Below are 17,312 nucleotides of genomic sequence, written 5' to 3'. Positions count from 1 at the left end.
GAATCAGAGACTTAGGACGTTGAGCCCGGCAGCGAAGAATCATTAGGGACAGCCAATGCATTTCTTGATGCCTTCTTCAGGTCAACGCCGTTTTCATGGATTACCACTTCAAGAAGCGAAGGATCGTAGAAGCTATCTCGTACCTTAAGAATCGAAAGCATTCTTCTTAGTTCAGATTGAATCTCGAAGAAACGCATCAGCAGCAGGTTATCGACAATACTGGACAGGTCCGGGGTCGGAGAACTGACCTCCGAACCAAAAACGTCACGCATCTCCCATGAGGCAAATACCGTTACGCCACGGGCACGAAGCTCGCTCATCAGGGCACTGTAGAAATCAGTGATGCGTGCCGGGTTCGTCGACACTCGGGTCATGCCGCTCAAGCTGTCGATGAACAGGCGCTTGATGCCCTTTTCCTCAACCATTTTCAGCAGCCGTGCGCCGAGACCGTCCAGCAGGCCTTCTGTCGTGGGTTGCCAGGCAAGACTCAGCGCACCACTTTCTTCCATACCCTTGATATCAATACCCAGCGATTGGCCTTTGAGGCGTAACCGCTGCGGGCTTTCATAAAAACCGAAATGCAGGCCCGGCGCTTCCACTGTCGACTCAGCGAGGAACCGGAGCCCCAACGTGGTTTTCCCGACGCCGGAAGGCCCCATGACGAGCGTAACGGAAGAACTGTGCAGGCCACCGCCGATGATGGTGTCCAGCGAACCGATGCCGCTGGTGATACGCGTTAGATCGGCACTGTCAGGTAACGATGGATGGCTGTAGAGGCTTTCCAGACGCGGATAAACCACCAGGCCATCGTCGGTAATTTCACACTCGTGCAATCCGGTCAGTGCACCACTGCCGCGAGTCTTGCGCAGTTGAATACGGCGCACTGAACGGCTGCCGTGAAGCTCCTCGCCCATCTCAATCACACCATCAACCATGGTGTGCTCCGGACTGCCGTCGTCCAACCGGGAACTGGTGAGAAACAGCACCGTACAACCGGCGAACGCAGCATGCCCTTGCAGCTCGGAAATGAATTTCTTGGTGTCGATGGGCGAGTCAGCCTTGGAGCGTGCATTGAGCAAGCCGTCGACCACTAACACGGTGGCCTTCTGACGACTGATCTCACGCCGAAGCAGCTTGACCACTTCATCGAGACCGTCGTTCTCAAGGGTGTCAAACGCACTGACGAACTGAATTTCAGCCCCCACCCGGGATACATCAAAGAAATTCAGGGTGGAGAGGAATTGAAATAACCGGTCGTGGGACTCAGCCAGCAACGTGGCGACCAGTACACGGCCCCCGTTGCGCGCATGATTAAACCCCAGTTGATTGGCGAGGATGGTTTTACCCGATCCTGGGCGCCCCTGGATAATGTAGGAGGCACCTGCGACTAGCCCGCCCTTGAGCAGAGCATCCAGCCCTTCTATTCCGCTTTGAAGGCGATTTAGCTTTTCCACAATGCAACCCTGATGTGAACAACAGGCTCTTGAGCCGAAGGTTTACGATGCTAACTCCATTTGCGCCATCGGGCTATCCGCTCATCCAGTTCAAGGGCGGGGCAAATAAAGCGTGAACGTACTTCCCTGACCCAGACGACTCTCGACCCTGATCTCTCCCCCCGACTGTTTGGCAAAACCAAATACCTGACTGAGCCCCAGCCCCGTTCTCTGGCCTTTGCCTTTGGTGGAGAAAAACGGTTCAAAGATTCTGTCGAGGCTGAACGGAGCGATACCCGAGCCATTGTCTGTGATGGACACGGCAACGAAACGCCCCTTGATAAGGGGATAGCCATCGGACGCAGGGATAAGGTCCATCGACTCAACACGGATGACCATCTCCCCCTTATCCATCATGGCGTCGCGGGCGTTCATGACCATATTGAGAATGGCGGCTTCAAACTGTCCTGGGTCGACGTTAACAACGCAGGGTAATGCTGTGGACTCGATGCGCACGTGGATGCCTGTGCCAACCCGCACAGCAATCGTATCGACCATGGCCAATGTACTTGAGTTGACATCCAGCGGTGCGGGATGGAGGGCTTGCCTGCGAGCGAAGGACAGCAATTGGCTGGTGAAATGAGAACCACGCTCCACCGCCTCGGAAATGGCTTCCACCAGGCGCAGGCGCCGCTCTTCTGATAGGGAAGGCCGCTTCAAAAGATCCGCTGAAGAACGGATCACCGTCAGCAGATTGTTAAAGTCATGAGCTACTCGGCCAGTTACCCGCCCCAGCGCGTCCATCTTCTGCGACTGAAGTGACTGCTCTTGGCTCACCTCCTGAACGGTTCCCGTCATCGCGACGGGTAGACCATCATCGGCATAACGGGGTCTTGCGCACACGTGCAGCCAGCGAGTTTCACCCCGTGGCGTGATGACGCGGTAGTGAATGTCGTAGTCGCCACGTTGAGCGATGGAGCGATCCCACGCTTCGGCCACTCGGCGCTTGTCTTCGGCGTGCACCAAGCGCTGCATGTGCTCATAACTGAACGGTATCTGTGGTTCGAGTCCGAAGTTGAGGCGGCAAGTGGCCGAGGTCTTCAGTTCACCCGTCGTCAAATCCAGGCGCCATATACCAAGCCCGGCGGTACTCAAAGCGAACTGCAGGTCGTGCGCCTCCTCATACACATCATCGTGAGGCGGCGGCGAACCATTCACCGGAGAATGTGTTGCCATGATGGGTGGGGCTCCTCTTTTAGGCTGCCCATGGCTGGATGGGCGAAGTCTTCTTCTGAATGCAGACTTTTGCTTTTGCTGAACGAGCCGTAAGCACAATCAATCCCTATTGGCATGGATGACCGGGCGCACCAAAGGTTTCAAATTTTTCGCATGCCGTGGTGCCCCCGCCTGGCCAACACGTATCAACCGAATCCGTCCGGACACCGCCGCAAAAAAGGCGCCTGTTGCAGGCGCCTTTTTTTAAGTTTGACCGTGTCGGTAGAACCGGTCGAGCAACGCCGGCAACCCGGCCCGCCATGCCCGTGGCTTGATGCCGAAGGTGTGGAGGATTTTCTTGCAGGCCAGCACCGCGTGTTGCGGTTCATCGGCGGCATCCGGACGGGCGGCGTGGGCCTGGGCGGTCGGGGCTTCCACGGCCAGCGGGTGGAAGTTGCGCGCTTCGGTCAGGATCGCCTGCCCCAGCGCCAGCGGGGTGGTCGCTTCGTGGCCGGCATAGTGATAAGTGCCCCACAACGGCGCGGCGCAATCCAGTTGCTTGAGCACCGAAATGATCACCCGCGCCGCGTCGTCCACCGGCGTCGGGTTGCCCCGGCGGTCGTCGGCCATCAGCAGTTCGTCCGGTTTTTCGGCACGGGCCAGGAAGCGTCCGAGGGTGCCGTCGACGCTGTCATCCAGCAGCCAGCCAAAACGCAGCAGCACGTGCTGCGGGCAGGTGGCGCGTACGCTCTGCTCGATGCGCCACAACGCCTGGCCCCGCAGGCCCAAGGGCACGGGTTCATCTTTTTCGCTGTAGGCGGTGGCGCGGGAGCCGTCGAACACCCGGTAGCTGGACGGTTGCAGCAAAGTGATGCTGTGGTGCTGGCACAGTTCCGCCAGGCGCTCGATCGCATATTCCTGCGCGGCCAGACGCGTCTCGCTGACCGTCTCCGCCTGAAACCAGTCGAAGTAATAGGCAAGATTGATCAAGGCATCGGGACGGGTGTCGTCGAGCAGTTGCGTGAGGCTCGCGGCATCCCAGCCGTCTTGGGGCGGACGCGGGGCGAGGAAACCGATGTCTTCCTCCGCACCGAGGCGAATCAGCGCCTGCCCGAGGGCATTCCCGCCGCCCAGTAACATAAGGCGCATTCGCATAGATTGAGCAGGCCCGGTCTGTTTGGAACGATGGTTATTATCGACAGGCTTGTGAGCCATGCCGTTGGCATTTGCCAGAATCGTTGCATTTTGCGGGTTTGTAGCGCAACCGTCACTTATAAAGTGCGCCGCCGACTGCGGCCGGGGGCTTTAGATAGAGAGAGCCTTTTGTGGCGAGGGTGCTTGCTGTGGCGAGGGAGCTTGCTGTGGCGAGGGAGCTTGCTGTGGCGAGGGAGCTTGCTCCCGCTGGGCTGCGTAGCGGCCCCAAAAAAGCGGGAGCGCTGCGCACTCCAGCGGGAGCAAGCTCCCTCGCCACTGCAAGCTCCCTCGCCACAGCCGGGGTTGCAAGTTGCCGGGGCTGGCCGCATAAATTGCGGTATGAACCTTCCTGAATCAACGGACACGGTCTTGAACGGTTTCCACCCCGCCGTCAGCACCTGGTTCCGCAGTACGTTCCCGTCGGTGACCTCCGCCCAGGCCCGGGCGTGGCCGCTGATCCGCCAGCACCGCTCGACGTTGATTGCCGCGCCCACCGGCTCCGGCAAGACCCTGACCGCCTTTCTCGCGGTGCTGGACGACCTTGTACACCAAGGCCTGGCCAATGGCGGCCAACTGCCAGACCAGACGCTGGTGGTCTACGTTTCGCCGCTCAAGGCATTGTCCAACGATATCCAGATCAACCTGCAAAACCCGCTGGCTGGTATCACCGACCACCTGCAGCGCCTGGGCCTGCCGCCGCTGGCGATCCGCACCGCCGTGCGTACCGGCGACACGCCGCAGAAAGACCGCGCCCTGATGCGCAAGCACCCGCCGCATATCCTGGTGACCACCCCGGAATCGCTCTACGTGCTGCTGGGCTCGGATTCCGGCCGGCAGATGCTCGCCAGCATCCGCACGGTGATCGTCGATGAGATCCACGCCATCGCCGCCAGCAAACGCGGCAGCCACCTGGCCCTGACACTGGAGCGCCTGCAGGGTTTGTGCAGCGAACCGCTGACCCGCATAGGCCTGTCCGCCACGCAAAAGCCCATCGAGGCGGTGTCGCGCTTTATGGTGGGTACCGGCCGGCCTTGCGAGATCGTCGACATCGGCCACGCGCGCCCACGGGACCTGGATATCGAAGTACCGCCGGTGCCGCTGTCGGCGGTCATGGCCAACGACGTGTGGGAGCGGGTCTACGACCGCCTCGCCGAACTGGCCAAACAACACCGCACCACGCTGATTTTCGTCAACACCCGGCGCCTGGCCGAACGCCTGGCCCGGCACTTGAGCGAGCGCCTGGGCAAAACCGCCGTCGCCGCCCACCACGGCAGCCTCGCCAAGGAACTGCGCCTGGACGCCGAACAACGGCTCAAGGCCGGCGAGTTGCAAGTGCTGATCGCCACCGCGTCGCTGGAGCTGGGGATTGATATTGGCGAGGTTGATTTGGTGTGCCAGATCGGCTCGCCCGGCTCGATCAACGGTTTCCTGCAACGGGTCGGACGCTCCGGGCATCAGGTCGGCGGCACGCCCAAAGGCCGGTTGTTCGCCACCACCCGCGACGACCTGATCGAATGCGCTGCCCTCCTCGACTGCGTGCGCCGGGGCGAGCTGGACACCTTGCTGATCCCGGTCGCGCCGCTGGATGTGCTGGCCCAGCAGATCATCGCCGAAGTCAGCTGCCAGGAATGGCAGGAACAGGCCCTGCTCACGCTGATCCGCCGCGCCTCGCCCTACGCCGAACTGGATGAACGCCACTATCAGGCGCTGCTACAGATGCTCGCCGAGGGCTACAACGGCCGCCAGGGCATCCGCAGCGCTTACCTGCACCGCGACGCCATCACCCGCACCCTGCGCGGCCGGCGGGGCGCCAAGCTCACCGCCGTGACCAGCGGCGGCACCATCCCCGACAACGCCGACTACAGCGTGCTGCTGGAGCCGCAAAGCCTGAACATCGGCAGCGTCAACGAAGACTTCGCGGTGGAAAGCATCGCCGGGGATATCTTCCAGTTGGGCAACACGTCCTACCGCATCCTGCGGGTGGAAGCCGGCAAAGTGCGGGTCGAGGATGCCCACGGCCAACCGCCGACCATTCCGTTCTGGCTCGGTGAGGCACCGGGCCGCAGTGCCGAGTTGTCGTTTGCCGTGGCGCGCCTGCATGGGCAACTGGACGAGCGGCTGGGGGCCACGCCCGGCAAGCTGCAGGCGGCGCTCGACTGGCTCACCGGCACCCTCGGCTTGAACCTGGCCAGCGCCGAGCAACTGGTGGATTACCTGGCGCGAGCGCGGCTGGCATTGAGTGCGCTGCCGTCCCAGGACACGCTGATCATGGAGCGGTTTTTCGACGAGTCCGGCGGCACCCAATTGATCATCCACACGCCGTTCGGCAGTCGCATCAACCGCGCCTGGGGCCTGGCGCTGCGCAAACGGTTTTGCCGCACCTTCAACTTCGAACTGCAAGCCGCCGCCAGCGAGGATGCAATTGTGTTGTCGCTGTCCACCAGCCACAGCTTTGAGCTGGATGAAGTGTGGCGCTACCTGAACAGCAACACCGCCGAGCACATCCTGATCCAGGCGGTGCTGGATGCGCCGCTGTTCGGCGTGCGCTGGCGCTGGAATGCCGGCGTGGCCCTGGCGCTGCCGCGTTACACCGGCGGGCGCAAGGTGGCGCCGCAGATCCAGCGCATGAAGAGTGAAGACCTGATCGCCAGTGTGTTCCCGGACCAGATCGCCTGCCTGGCAAACCTCGCCGGCGAGCGGGAAGTGCCGGAGCATCCGCTGGTGGAGCAAACCCTCGACGACTGCCTGCACGAGGCCATGGACAGCGAAGGCTGGCTGGCCCTGCTGCGGCGCATGGAGCGCGGCGAAATCCGTTTGATCAGCCGCGACCTGCCGGCGCCGTCACCCTTGGCAGCGGAGATTCTCAGCGCCCGCCCCTACACCTTTCTTGATGACGCACCGCTGGAAGAACGTCGTACCCAGGCCGTGCTCAACCGCCGTTGGAGCGACCCGCAAAGCACTGACGACCTCGGCGCGCTGGATGCCGAAGCGATTGCCGGTGTGTGCGAGGAAGCCTGGCCGGCACCCAACGGCCTGGATGAAATGCATGAAGCGTTGATGAGCCTGGCGTGCATCGCTGAATCGGAAGTTGCGCCGCAATGGGCCCAATGGCTGCAAGCCCTGGCCGACGGTGGGCGCGCCAGCCGATTGCAGATCGGTGCCGACCAAGCCGTTTGGGTCGCCCTGGAGCGCTTGAGTTGCTTAAAGGCGATCTATCCAAATGACCTGCCGCTGCTACCCGGTTTCGATGAGCCCTGGACCTTCGATGAAGCCCTGGTGGAAGTTCTGCGGGCGCGCCTGAGCGGTTTTGGCCCATTGACCCTGATCGAGATCGCCGCGCCCCTGGCCTTGCCGGTGGCAGAGGTATCACAGGCACTTGCGCGGCTGGAAAGCGAAGGCTACGTACTGCGCGGCCGTTTCAGCCCCGGCGCCAGCGACGAACAATGGTGCGAACGCCACCTGCTGGCGCGTATTCACCGCTACACGGTCAAGCGTCTGCGCCGGGAAATCGAGCCGGTGGCGTTGCAGGATTTCATGCGGTTTCTGTTCGACTGGCAGCACCTGTCGGAGGGCACCCGTGGCCAGGGCAGCGCGGTGTTGCCGCAGATCGTCGCGCAGTTCGAAGGCTATGCCGCAGCCACGTCGGCCTGGGACAGCGATTTGCTCAGCGCCCGAATCAAGGATTACGCGCCCCACTGGCTGGACGATTTGTGCCGCAGCGGCAAGGTGGTGTGGACGCGCCTGAGCAACAAGACTGGCGCGACAGCCTTGCGTAGCACGCCGGTAGTGTTGTTGCCCCGCAGCCAGGTGTCGTTGTGGAGTGGGCTGACCGAAGCGCCCGACAGCAGCGAGCTGTCGCCCAAGGCGCAGAAAGTCCATCAGGCGCTGCGGGAAAACGGCGCGCTGTTTTTTGATGAATTGGTCCACGAAGCCCATCTGCTGCGCAGCGAACTGGAAACCGCCTTGCAGGAACTGGTGGGCGCCGGACTGGCGAACGCCGACAGTTTTGCCGGCCTGCGTGCACTGACCACACCTGCGAGCAAACGCCAGGCCCGCAGCAGTCGGCGCGGTCGCGGCGCGTTTGTCGGCGGGATGGACGATGCCGGGCGTTGGGCCCTGGTACGGCGGGCGCCGGTGGCGGACGGTACGCGCCCGACGGCTCACTCGGCCGAGACGCTGGAGCATGTGGCGATGACCTTGCTGCGCCGCTACGGCGTGGTGTTCTGGCGCCTGCTGGAGCGCGAGGCGGACTGGCTGCCCAGTTGGCGGGAATTGCTGCGCACGTTCCACCGGCTGGAAGCCCGGGGCGAGATTCGTGGTGGCCGGTTTGTGAGTGGTCTGGCGGGAGAACAGTTTGCGTTGCCGGAAGCGATTCCCCTGCTGCGGGAAGTTCGGCGGCGGCCCCACGATGGCAGCTTGATTGCCGTGTGTGGAGCGGACCCGCTGAACCTGGTGGGTACGCTGCTGCCGGGCAGCAAGGTGCCGGCGTTGAGCGGTAATCGGCTGGTGTATCGGGATGGATTGCCGGCGGCGGTGGAGATGGCGGGCAAGCAGCAGGTGTTGCTGGAGTTGGATGCGCAGGCGGCGGGGTTGGTGCGGGAGAAGCTGATCAGGCGCTGACTCGTGTAGCGCCCGTAATGACGCCTTCGCGAGCAAGCCCGCTCCCACATTCGATACGGTTCCACCCTTGGAATGCGGTCGATTGTGGGAGCGGGCTTGCTCGCGAAGAGGCCGGTAGCCCCAACCCAAAACTATTGGGTTCTCGGCTGCTCAGTAAGCACCACCGACGAAGGCACCTCTTCCTCCGGTTCATCCACCTGCTGCCCAACCCGCTGCGGCACCATCACCTGCTGTGGATAAGTTTGCGCGAAGTGGACGAAGGCACAGTTATCCACAAGCTTCTTCAACCGCTGGTTAAACGCACGGCTCACCGCATATTGCCCGCCCGACACCGTGCGGAATTGCGCCGTCAGCACCACGCCGTTGAGGTCCATCCTGTCGACGCCAAACACCTCCAGCGGCCCTTGCAGGTTGTACTTGAGGAACACGTCGTCGCGGATCGACTGCCCCGCCTCGCGAATCAGTTCCACGGCCTTGTCGACATCGGTGTCGTAGGTGAACTGCACCGAGAAAAACGCATAGGCGAATTGACGCGACTGGTTGGTAACCGCCTTGATCTGCCCGAACGGCACCGAATGCACAAATCCCTTGCCGTCCCGCAGGCGCAGGGTGCGGATGGTCAGGCCCTCGACGGTGCCGGCATGGCCGGAGTCGAGCACCACCCAATCGCCGATCGACAGGGTGTCTTCGATGATGATGAACAGCCCGGTGATCACATCCTGCACCAGTTGCTGGGAGCCAAAACCAATGGCCAGCCCCACCACCCCGGCACCCGCCAGCAGCGGTGCGACGTTGATCCCCAGGTTCGCCATGGTGGTGATCGCACAGATCACCACCAGGATGATTTTCACCGCGTTGCGCAACAACGGCAGGATGGTTTTCACCCGCGTGCTGGGCTGGCGGCTGAAGCGTTTGTTGACCGGTGGCTTCAGCGCTTCCTGGATCGCGGTGTCGAGCACTACCCAGAACAGCCAGGTCACCAGCAGGATCAAACCGATGCTGCTCAGGGAATCACTGATGGCCCGGCCCACGGAGTTGCGCTGGGCAAATTCAAACAGCGAAACGCCCCAGATACGCCCAAGGATTTCGATAAAGGCGATGGCCATGACGATGCGCAACAACGCGTGCAACAAGCTGAGGAAACGTTCCTTGTAGGCGCTGCTGCGCTGGACCGCCACCGTGCTGCGGGACTGGAACAGGTGCTGCAATACCGTGCTGAGGAACACCGTGCCGATCAGCAGGATTGTGGTGAACAGCGCACAGCGCAGGGCTTTCTGGCTGTCGTCGCCGGCGCCGATCAGGTTGATCGCCGACACCAGCACCATCAACAGAATCGGCCAATACCACACGCCGGAAAACACCCGCAGGGATTGCTGCACTGCCGGGTGTTTCAAGCGCTGGGCCAGGGGCCGGTTGCGGATCAAATGCGCCACCGGACGGCGCAGGCGAATCACCAGCATGCCGAAAATCACCGAGGCAAACAGCCCGGTGAAGATCGCGACGCTGGCAGTGATATTGCCCCCAAATTGGCGGGCGATCTGTGGGCTGGTCAACGCATCGCTGAGGGCGGCGAGGAAGCCGATCAGGAACAGCGGCTTGGGGCAGTAGTCACGAATAATCTGCACGGCCGGGCGCTTGTGGCCGACGTTGAACATGACGATGACGCACAAGAGGATCGAGGTGGAAAAAATACCGCTGCTGGTGGCATAGGCAAAACACAGCGCCAGGGCCCGGCCTACCGAGGTGGGCAGGAAGTGGCTGACATACAGCGTCAATGGCAGGCAGATCACGGCCGGAATCGTGTAGGGAATCAAGTAGCCGAGCAACGCCTGGAGGCGCTGGCGTTGTGCGATGTGCCGCTGCAGGCTCAAGCGCTTGACGATAAAGCGCCCGAGCAGGGTCAGCGCGGTGAATGCGCCGATCCACACCCCGGACAACACCAGGAAATCCCCCGCCACGCTCCATGAGGAACGCTCGGACGGCTGGTTGACCAGCTTGTCCACCTCATCCGCCGCGCGATCGGCCCGCAGGCGCCAGGCGTCGATCAGGTTCTGGTTGAGGTCGAGTTTGTCCTGCACATCATCGATGCTGGAGCTGATGGCGCCGAGCAGGCCGCCTTCCACCAACAGTTCCGGCGTGGCCGGGGCGGCAGGCGCTGGAGCCGCGGGGGCGGTCGCCGCTTGCAGCGCGCCGCTGCCACAGAACAGCAGCGTGCCGAGCAGTAGCACAGTCTTTAAATTCAACAAAACACCGGGCTCCTTCAGAAGGGTCTGTAAGGAACTGACGGGTTTGAGGCCTGATCGTTCCCCCCCGCGCGTCGATCCGTGCGTACCAGGCAAATATCAAATGCCACTACCTGTCTTTTTCCACACAAGCCAACACCCGAGACTGCGCTCCTGATTGAAACCCACCGGAGTTGCAGCCATGCCCATTGCCTTGCTCGCGCTGACCCTCAGCGCTTTTGCCATCGGGACGACCGAATTCGTCATCGTTGGCTTGTTACCCACTATCGGCGCCGACCTGGGTGTCGACTTGCCGTCCGCCGGCCTGCTGGTCAGCCTCTACGCCCTGGGCGTGGCCATCGGCGCCCCCGTGCTCACCGCCCTGACCGGCAAAGTGCCGCGTAAATGGCTGCTGTTGTCGCTGATGGTGCTGTTCACCCTCGGCAACCTGCTGGCCTGGCAGGCGCCGAGCTATGAATCCCTGGTGCTGGCGCGGATCGTCACCGGCCTGGCCCACGGGGTGTTTTTCTCGATTGGCTCGACCATCGCCACCAGCCTGGTGCCCAAGGAAAAAGCCGCCAGTGCGATTGCCATCATGTTTACCGGCCTGACCGTGGCGTTGGTGACCGGTGTACCGCTGGGGACGTTTATCGGCCAGCACTTCGGCTGGCGTGAAACCTTCCTCGCCGTCTCGGCCCTGGGTCTGATCGCGTTTATCGGCAGCCTGCTCTACGTGCCGAACAACATCGCCCACAGCAAACCCGCGTCGCTGTTGCAGCAACTGCAAGTCCTGAAACAGCCACGGCTGCTGCTGGTGTATGCCATGACGGCGGTGGGTTACGGCGGCTCGTTCATCGCGTTCACCTACCTGGCGCCGATCCTTCAGGACATCTCCGGGTTCAGCGCCGGCACCGTCAGCCTGGTGCTGCTGGTGTACGGCATCTCGGTGGCCGTCGGTAACATCTGGGGCGGCACACTGGCGGACAAACGCGGGCCGATCAGTGCCCTGAAAATCATCTTCACCCTGCTCGCCGCTGTGTTGTTTGTATTGACCATGACCGCAAGCAACCCATGGCTGGCCTTGGCCACGGTGCTGGTGTGGGGCGCGGTCGCCTTCGGCAACGTGCCGGGCTTGCAGGTGTACGTGGTGCGCCAGGCGGAACATCACACGCCGAACGCGGTGGACGTGGCCTCGGGCCTGAACATTGCGGCGTTCAACCTGGGGATCGCCGGTGGTGCGTGGGCCGGTGGCTTGATCGTCGCCCACATGGGCTTGATCCACACGGCGTGGATTGGCGGTTCGGTGGTGTTGGTGGCCCTGGCGCTGACGGCCTGGAGCGGGCGCCTTGACCGGCTGGGGCCGGTGTATGCCGAGAGCTCGACCCGGGTGGTTGGCGGGCACTGATCCCGCAGCGATAAAGAACCAATGTGGGAGCGGGCTTGCTCGCGAAAGCGGTGTGTCAGTCAACAGAGATATCGACTGACCCACCGTCTTCGCGAGCAAGCCCGCTCCCACATTTTGCTGTGTGCCGTCTGTAAGGGCGCCGAAACTTTCTGCCAAATTCCACAGTCATCCAAAAACGGAGGTCACTCGACACCCAACCCACGGGAGCAACCATGACCCACCCGGAGCTGATGCCGATCACGCCCACCGAAGCCATCACCCGCTTCAGGGTGCTGACGGTCAATACTCATAAGGGCTTCACCGCGCTCAACCGGCGCTTCATTCTGCCCGAGCTGCGGGAGGCGATTCGCAGCGTGGCGGCCGATGTGGTGTTCCTCCAGGAAATCCACGGCACCCACGAGCGCCATCCCAAGCGCTACAGCAACTGGCCGAGCATGCCGCAGTACGAGTTCCTCGCCGACAGCATCTGGCCGCAATATGCCTATGGGCGTAATGCGGTGTATCCCCATGGCGACCACGGCAATGCGTTGCTGTCGAAATTCCAGATCATCCGCTACGACAACCTCGACATTTCCCAAAGCGGCCACGAAAGCCGCGGGCTGCTGCATTGCGTGCTGCGTTTGCCGGGCAGCGCGCGGGACGTGCATGCCATCTGCGTGCACCTCGGGCTGCGTGAGGTGCATCGCCAGCAGCAACTGCGCCTGATCGCCCAGCGGATCGCCGAGATTCCCGCCGACGCACCGGTAATTGTCGCCGGTGACTTCAACGACTGGCGTCAGCGGGCCGATCTTGCCCACTGCGGGCTGCGGGAAGTGTTTGTCGAAACCCACGGCAAGCCGGCCCGTACCTTCCCGGCGCGCCTACCGCTGCTACCGTTGGACCGCATCTATGTGCGCAACCTCAAGGTGCATCAGCCACAAGTCCTGACCAGCCGCCCGTGGTCACATTTGTCGGACCACGCGCCGCTGTCGGTGGAGATCGAGTTATGAACAGCGCCCCACTGGAAAAGGTCGCGGTGGAACATATCGCGACCGATCAACCGCCAGACGATGCCGTGGCCCGGGACCTGGATTACGGCTGGCAACACGGTAACCAGGTGGAGTTGCTGGAGAACGGCGAGGCCTACTTTCCCAAGGTGTTCGAGGCGATGCGCCAGGCGCAGCGGGAGATCCTGCTGGAGACCTTTATCCTGTTTGAAGACAAGGTCGGTCACGAGCTGAAAGGCATTTTGATCGAGGCCGCGCAGCGTGGCGTAAAGGTCGTCGCCAGCCTCGATGGCTTTGGTTGTGGCGAGCTGACACCGGGGTTTCTCAGCGAATTGAGCCAGGCCGGCGTGACCGTGCAGATGTTCGACCCGGCGAGCAAGACACTGGGCTTTCGCACCAATTGGTTTCGCCGCCTGCACCGCAAGATTGTGGTGGTGGATGCCAGCGTGGCGTTTATCGGCGGGATCAATTTTTCTGCGGATCACCTGGGGGATTTCGGCCCCGAAGCCAAGCAGGATTATGCGGTGCAGGTGCAAGGCTCGGCGGTGGCCGACCTGCATCATTTCGCCCTCGCACAAAGCGGCCGGCGCGTGCGTAAACGGCGCGGCTGGCGGCGCGAGCAACGACCGTCGCCATGGGCCGCGGGCGAAGGCGATGGCCTGGTGCGGCTGATTTACCGGGACAATCTGCAACACCGAACCGATATTGAAGAGGCCTACCTGCACGCGCTGCGCAAGGCCGAGCGGCGGGTGGTGATTGCCAACGCCTACTTCTTTCCCGGCTATCGTCTGCTGCGGGAAATTCGTAATGCCGCGCGGCGCGGTGTGCAGGTGCAATTGATCATGCAGGGCCAGCCGGATGTGCTGCTGGCCAAGCTCGCGGCACGCATGCTGTATGACTATTTGCTCAAGGAAGGTGTGGTGATCCACGAGTACTGCCAGCGCCCGCTGCACGGCAAGGTGGCGCTGGTGGATGAGGAGTGGAGCACGGTGGGCTCGAGCAATCTCGACCCGCTGAGCCTGTCGCTGAACCTTGAGGCGAATGTGCTGATTCGTGATCGCGGGTTCAATCAGCAGTTGTTCGAGCGCCTGGAATACCTGAGCCAGAACCACTGCAAGACCATGCCGGAAAACCGCGCGCCTCGCGGCTGGTTCTGGCGGGTGACCGTGGGGTTTGTGGTGTTCCATGTGCTGCGGCATTTTCCATCCTGGACCGGCTGGCTGCCGGCGCATAAACCGAAGTTGAAACCCTTCGTTCATGAGGAGCCTCAGCAGCATGACTGAAAGAGGCCGCTTCGCACGCTGGAAAAAGCCGCTGACGGTGGTGTTTTTCCTGGTGCTGATCGTGTTGTTCACCCTGCTCGCCCGGCGTATCGACTGGAGCGAAGTGTTCGACACCCTTGGGGATTTCAAGCTGCGCACCTTGCTCATCGCCGGCGCGCTGACCGCGTGCAGCTTCGTGGTGTATTCGTGCTTTGACCTGATCGGCCGCACCTACATCCGCCAGCCTTTGCGCTGGAAGCAGATCTTGCCGGTGGGCATCATCAGCTACGCCTTCAACCTCAACCTGAGCGCCTGGGTCGGTGGCATCGCCATGCGCTATCGCCTGTATTCCCGGCTTGGGGTCAGCAGCGGGAATATCGCGAAGATCCTCGGCTTGAGCCTGGCCACCAATTGGTTCGGCTACATGGCGATTGCCGGCGCGGTGTTCAGCAGCGGGCTGGTGACATTGCCGCCGGGGTGGAAACTCAGCAGTGGCGCGCTGCAAGGCGTCGGCGTATTGCTGGTACTGGCGAGCCTGGGTTATCTGCTGGCTTGTCGCTTGTCGAAAAAACGCGCGTGGTCAGTGCGCGGGATTGAAATCAGCCTGCCGTCGCTGCGCATGGCGGTGTTGCAGCTGGCACTCGGCGCGCTGAACTGGTCGCTGATGGCGGCGGTGATCTTCACGCTGCTGCCCAAGCAACTGGATTACCCCGTGGTGCTCGGGGTGTTACTGATCAGCAGCATTGCCGGGGTGGTCACGCATATACCCGCAGGGCTTGGGGTGCTGGAGGCGGTGTTCATTGCCCTGATGCAGCACGAAGCGTCCCGCGGCAGTTTGCTCGCGGGGCTGATCGCTTACCGCGCGATCTACTTCATTCTGCCGCTGCTGGTGGCGCTGGTGATGTACCTCGCGGTGGAAGCCAAGGCCAAGGCGCTGCGGGTGAAGAAGACGCTTACGACTGGATGATGCTCAAGCGCTCGCCCACCACCATCTCGGTGATCCAGTCCACCAGGATCGAGGTGTAGGCCTGCTGGGACACCGGGTCACTCAGGGAGTGATCCGCACCGTCGATAATCCGGTGGGTCAGCGAGTGCGTCTGCTGGCAGGCGGCGCGGTAGCTCATGATGGTGGCGTGGGGCACATGGTCATCCGTTTCGGATTCAACAATCAGCACATCACCCGTGAACGCCGCGCAGGCATGCAGCGCGCGATTGGTTTCGGCGTGCACAAAGGTCCCGCGATAATCCATCAAGTCGGCCTTGTCGAGGTCGCGCTTGGGCTTGAGCCATTCCTGGTCGCGGTACAGCGCCGGCACCCGCAGCGCCAGCCAGCGTACGGGCCTCAACGAGGTGAGGATGGCAGCCAGGTAACCGCCGTAGCTGGTGCCCACCACCGCCACCGCCGAGGTGTCGATGGCCGGATGTGACAGCAGTCGGTCATAGGCTGCGAGCAGGTCCCGCAGGTTGTCTTCGCGGGTGACGCGGGACAGCGGAATGCCGTTGCCGGCGTGGCCACGCAGGTCGAATGTGAGGCATACACAACCCAGCCCGGCGATGCCTTTGGCTCGTTCCAAATCGCGCTCTTGGCTGCCGCCCCAGCCGTGGACAAACAACACCCCCGGCACTTTCGATTTGGGACTGAGGAAGGTCCCGCTCATCTGTTCGTCGTCGATATCAATGGCAATGGTTTCGCTTCTAGCCGTCATAGGATTTGACCGTCACGTACTTGAGAAGAAAGTCGCTGTTTTCTGCCGGGCCCCGGTACACCTCGATCGCATCAGCCGGCAGTGGCTGGTCGACGTAGGTCTCTACCGAGGAGACATAAATCGCCCGCAGCCCGGGGTTGTTGACGAAGCTTTGCAGCGCCGCGACTTCCGCGCTGCTGGCCCCTCCCATGCGCCAGGATTGCTCCAGCACGCCGCTGCGGCGCTGGCCATCGCTATCCAGGCCTTGAGCGATGTCGTAATTGCGCCGCGAGGCATAGAACCCGGGATAGGCCTCATCCGCCGCGTTATCGAAGGCCTGCGCCTGTTGGATAGCCAGACGTACATCATCGGGCAGCTCGAGCTGGAGCAGGTCTTCGTAGCCGCCCTGCACCACCAGCAGGTTAGAACCACCATAGACCTCTTCGCCCTGCCCGTCCCGGGTCAGGTATTGATCACCGCAGTAGCTGATGACGTGATCGCCGATAAAGCTCTGGCCGACACTGTGGGTGACCACGTCGCGCAGGTCCTGCTCCAGCACCACGCCTTCGCTGAACAATTGCGCTGCGTCTGGGCGCGCGAGGATGGCGTCGAATTCGTCGAGGCTGCGGATCACTTCCTGGCCGCGACCGGCACAGGCATGCACGGGCTTGAGGCGGATCGGACCGGTGTCGAGCAAGTGGGTCGCCGCTGGTCGCGCATCTTCCAGGGCGTGCACACTCAAGCCATCCAACACCACATTGCGGATGCGCTCGGAAAACGGCGGCGACCAGCCTTCCGGGGCCACCGCGTTTTTATTCAGCAAGCCGTGACTGATGGCCTTGGTGCAGATGAAATCGTGGTCGACGTAGCCGCCCCACAAATCCTCAGGGCCTTTGACACCCAACTGCCGCGCCTGGGCCGCGCCGACCAGCGTCTGCGTAGGTAACAGATAGAGATCGCGCCCACTGTGCAGCTCGGGGTTATAGCTGCCGCCGTATTTGAGCCCGAGGATGTGCGCCAGCCAGCGGGCCAGGGCGCGGTTGGTTTCGACTTCGTGTAATGGCGCATCCGGACGGATTGAGTGCGCCACCACGATTTTTTTGCGATTGGTCGGGGTCATGCGTCCCCCTTGGCTGTCCTGCCATGTGTGTCGGGGAACAGTTGCAGGGATCAAGCCAAGGCGGGGCTTGTTTAAACAGGCAGGGAATCAATCAGTTGCGGGAAAAGCGATAGCACTTGGCCTGTTTTATTCTGCACGAAGTGATCCCGGTGTCGCGGTTTTCTGCACGA

Annotated in this window: 11 protein-coding genes; 5 read left to right on the top strand and 6 right to left on the bottom strand. The window is 62.3% G+C overall.

All coding sequences use genetic code 11. From position 1 onward, the window contains the following. Positions 1-11 precede the first annotated feature (11 nt). The 3 genes from LIY45_RS23960 to LIY45_RS23950 form a co-directional block, all read right to left on the bottom strand. Positions 12-1,454 carry an ATPase domain-containing protein gene (locus tag LIY45_RS23960; RefSeq protein WP_226477802.1) on the bottom strand — a complete coding sequence of 481 codons (1,443 nt, stop codon included), beginning with the start codon at positions 1,452-1,454 and terminating at the stop codon, positions 12-14. A gap of 90 nt (positions 1,455-1,544) precedes the next feature. Beyond that, positions 1,545-2,669 carry an ATP-binding protein gene (locus LIY45_RS23955; RefSeq protein WP_226477801.1) on the bottom strand — a complete coding sequence of 375 codons (1,125 nt, stop codon included), beginning with the start codon at positions 2,667-2,669 and terminating at the stop codon, positions 1,545-1,547. A 243-nt stretch (positions 2,670-2,912) separates the two neighbouring features. Next, the gene (locus LIY45_RS23950; RefSeq protein ID WP_008436463.1) at positions 2,913-3,803 is read right to left on the bottom strand and encodes a sugar nucleotide-binding protein; all 891 of its coding nucleotides are present in this window, start codon (positions 3,801-3,803) and stop codon (positions 2,913-2,915) included. 378 nt (positions 3,804-4,181) lie between these two features. Here LIY45_RS23950 and LIY45_RS23945 point away from each other — a divergent pair, with 378 nt between their 5' ends. Beyond that, complete coding sequence (locus tag LIY45_RS23945) at positions 4,182-8,462, top strand: DEAD/DEAH box helicase (protein WP_226477800.1); 4,281 nt, start codon at positions 4,182-4,184, stop codon at positions 8,460-8,462. 131 nt (positions 8,463-8,593) lie between these two features. Here the strand turns inward: LIY45_RS23945 and LIY45_RS23940 are convergent, their stop codons facing one another. After that, positions 8,594-10,708: a mechanosensitive ion channel domain-containing protein gene (locus tag LIY45_RS23940; protein ID WP_226477799.1), complete on the bottom strand. Its 2,115-nt coding sequence runs from the start codon at positions 10,706-10,708 to the stop codon at positions 8,594-8,596. Positions 10,709-10,886: 178 nt separating this feature from the next. Between LIY45_RS23940 and LIY45_RS23935 the strand changes: the two genes are divergently transcribed. From LIY45_RS23935 to LIY45_RS23920, 4 genes are all read left to right on the top strand, one after another. Next, on the top strand, positions 10,887-12,089 hold the full coding sequence (locus tag LIY45_RS23935) for an MFS transporter (RefSeq protein ID WP_226477798.1): 1,203 nt from the start codon (positions 10,887-10,889) through the stop codon (positions 12,087-12,089). Between the two features lie 212 nt (positions 12,090-12,301). Further along, positions 12,302-13,078: an endonuclease/exonuclease/phosphatase family protein gene (locus LIY45_RS23930; RefSeq protein WP_226477797.1), complete on the top strand. Its 777-nt coding sequence runs from the start codon at positions 12,302-12,304 to the stop codon at positions 13,076-13,078. After that, entirely contained in the window at positions 13,075-14,358 is a 1,284-nt protein-coding gene (clsB, locus tag LIY45_RS23925; protein ID WP_226477796.1) for a cardiolipin synthase ClsB, read from the top strand. Before LIY45_RS23930 ends, clsB begins: the two co-directional genes overlap by 4 nt. Then, entirely contained in the window at positions 14,351-15,304 is a 954-nt protein-coding gene (locus LIY45_RS23920; protein WP_226477795.1) for a lysylphosphatidylglycerol synthase domain-containing protein, read from the top strand. Before clsB ends, LIY45_RS23920 begins: the two co-directional genes overlap by 8 nt. On the opposite strand, the gene LIY45_RS23915 is transcribed toward LIY45_RS23920, so the two are convergent. After that, entirely contained in the window at positions 15,291-16,043 is a 753-nt protein-coding gene (locus tag LIY45_RS23915) for an alpha/beta fold hydrolase (protein ID WP_003210032.1), read from the bottom strand. The genes LIY45_RS23920 and LIY45_RS23915 overlap by 14 nt on opposite strands. Further along, the gene (locus LIY45_RS23910) at positions 16,033-17,142 is read right to left on the bottom strand and encodes a DUF3182 family protein (protein WP_226477794.1); all 1,110 of its coding nucleotides are present in this window, start codon (positions 17,140-17,142) and stop codon (positions 16,033-16,035) included. The genes LIY45_RS23915 and LIY45_RS23910 overlap by 11 nt, the downstream gene beginning before the upstream one ends. Positions 17,143-17,312: the final 170 nt, after the last annotated feature.

The organism is Pseudomonas sp. MWU16-30323, assembly GCF_020515595.1.
Taxonomy (GTDB): domain Bacteria; phylum Pseudomonadota; class Gammaproteobacteria; order Pseudomonadales; family Pseudomonadaceae; genus Aquipseudomonas; species Aquipseudomonas yamanorum.
Note: the sequence above shows the minus strand (reverse complement) of the source record. Positions and strands in the feature narration are given on the sequence as shown.

Coding starts and splice junctions, on each gene's coding strand:
- LIY45_RS23955 (WP_226477801.1), bottom strand. CDS start 2,669: ATGGCAACACATTCTCCGGTGAATGGTTCGCCGCCGCCTCACGATGAT.
- LIY45_RS23950 (WP_008436463.1), bottom strand. CDS start 3,803: ATGCGAATGCGCCTTATGTTACTGGGCGGCGGGAATGCCCTCGGGCAG.
- LIY45_RS23945 (WP_226477800.1), top strand. CDS start 4,182: ATGAACCTTCCTGAATCAACGGACACGGTCTTGAACGGTTTCCACCCC.
- LIY45_RS23935 (WP_226477798.1), top strand. CDS start 10,887: ATGCCCATTGCCTTGCTCGCGCTGACCCTCAGCGCTTTTGCCATCGGG.
- LIY45_RS23930 (WP_226477797.1), top strand. CDS start 12,302: ATGACCCACCCGGAGCTGATGCCGATCACGCCCACCGAAGCCATCACC.
- clsB (WP_226477796.1), top strand. CDS start 13,075: ATGAACAGCGCCCCACTGGAAAAGGTCGCGGTGGAACATATCGCGACC.
- LIY45_RS23920 (WP_226477795.1), top strand. CDS start 14,351: ATGACTGAAAGAGGCCGCTTCGCACGCTGGAAAAAGCCGCTGACGGTG.
- LIY45_RS23915 (WP_003210032.1), bottom strand. CDS start 16,043: ATGACGGCTAGAAGCGAAACCATTGCCATTGATATCGACGACGAACAG.
- LIY45_RS23910 (WP_226477794.1), bottom strand. CDS start 17,142: ATGACCCCGACCAATCGCAAAAAAATCGTGGTGGCGCACTCAATCCGT.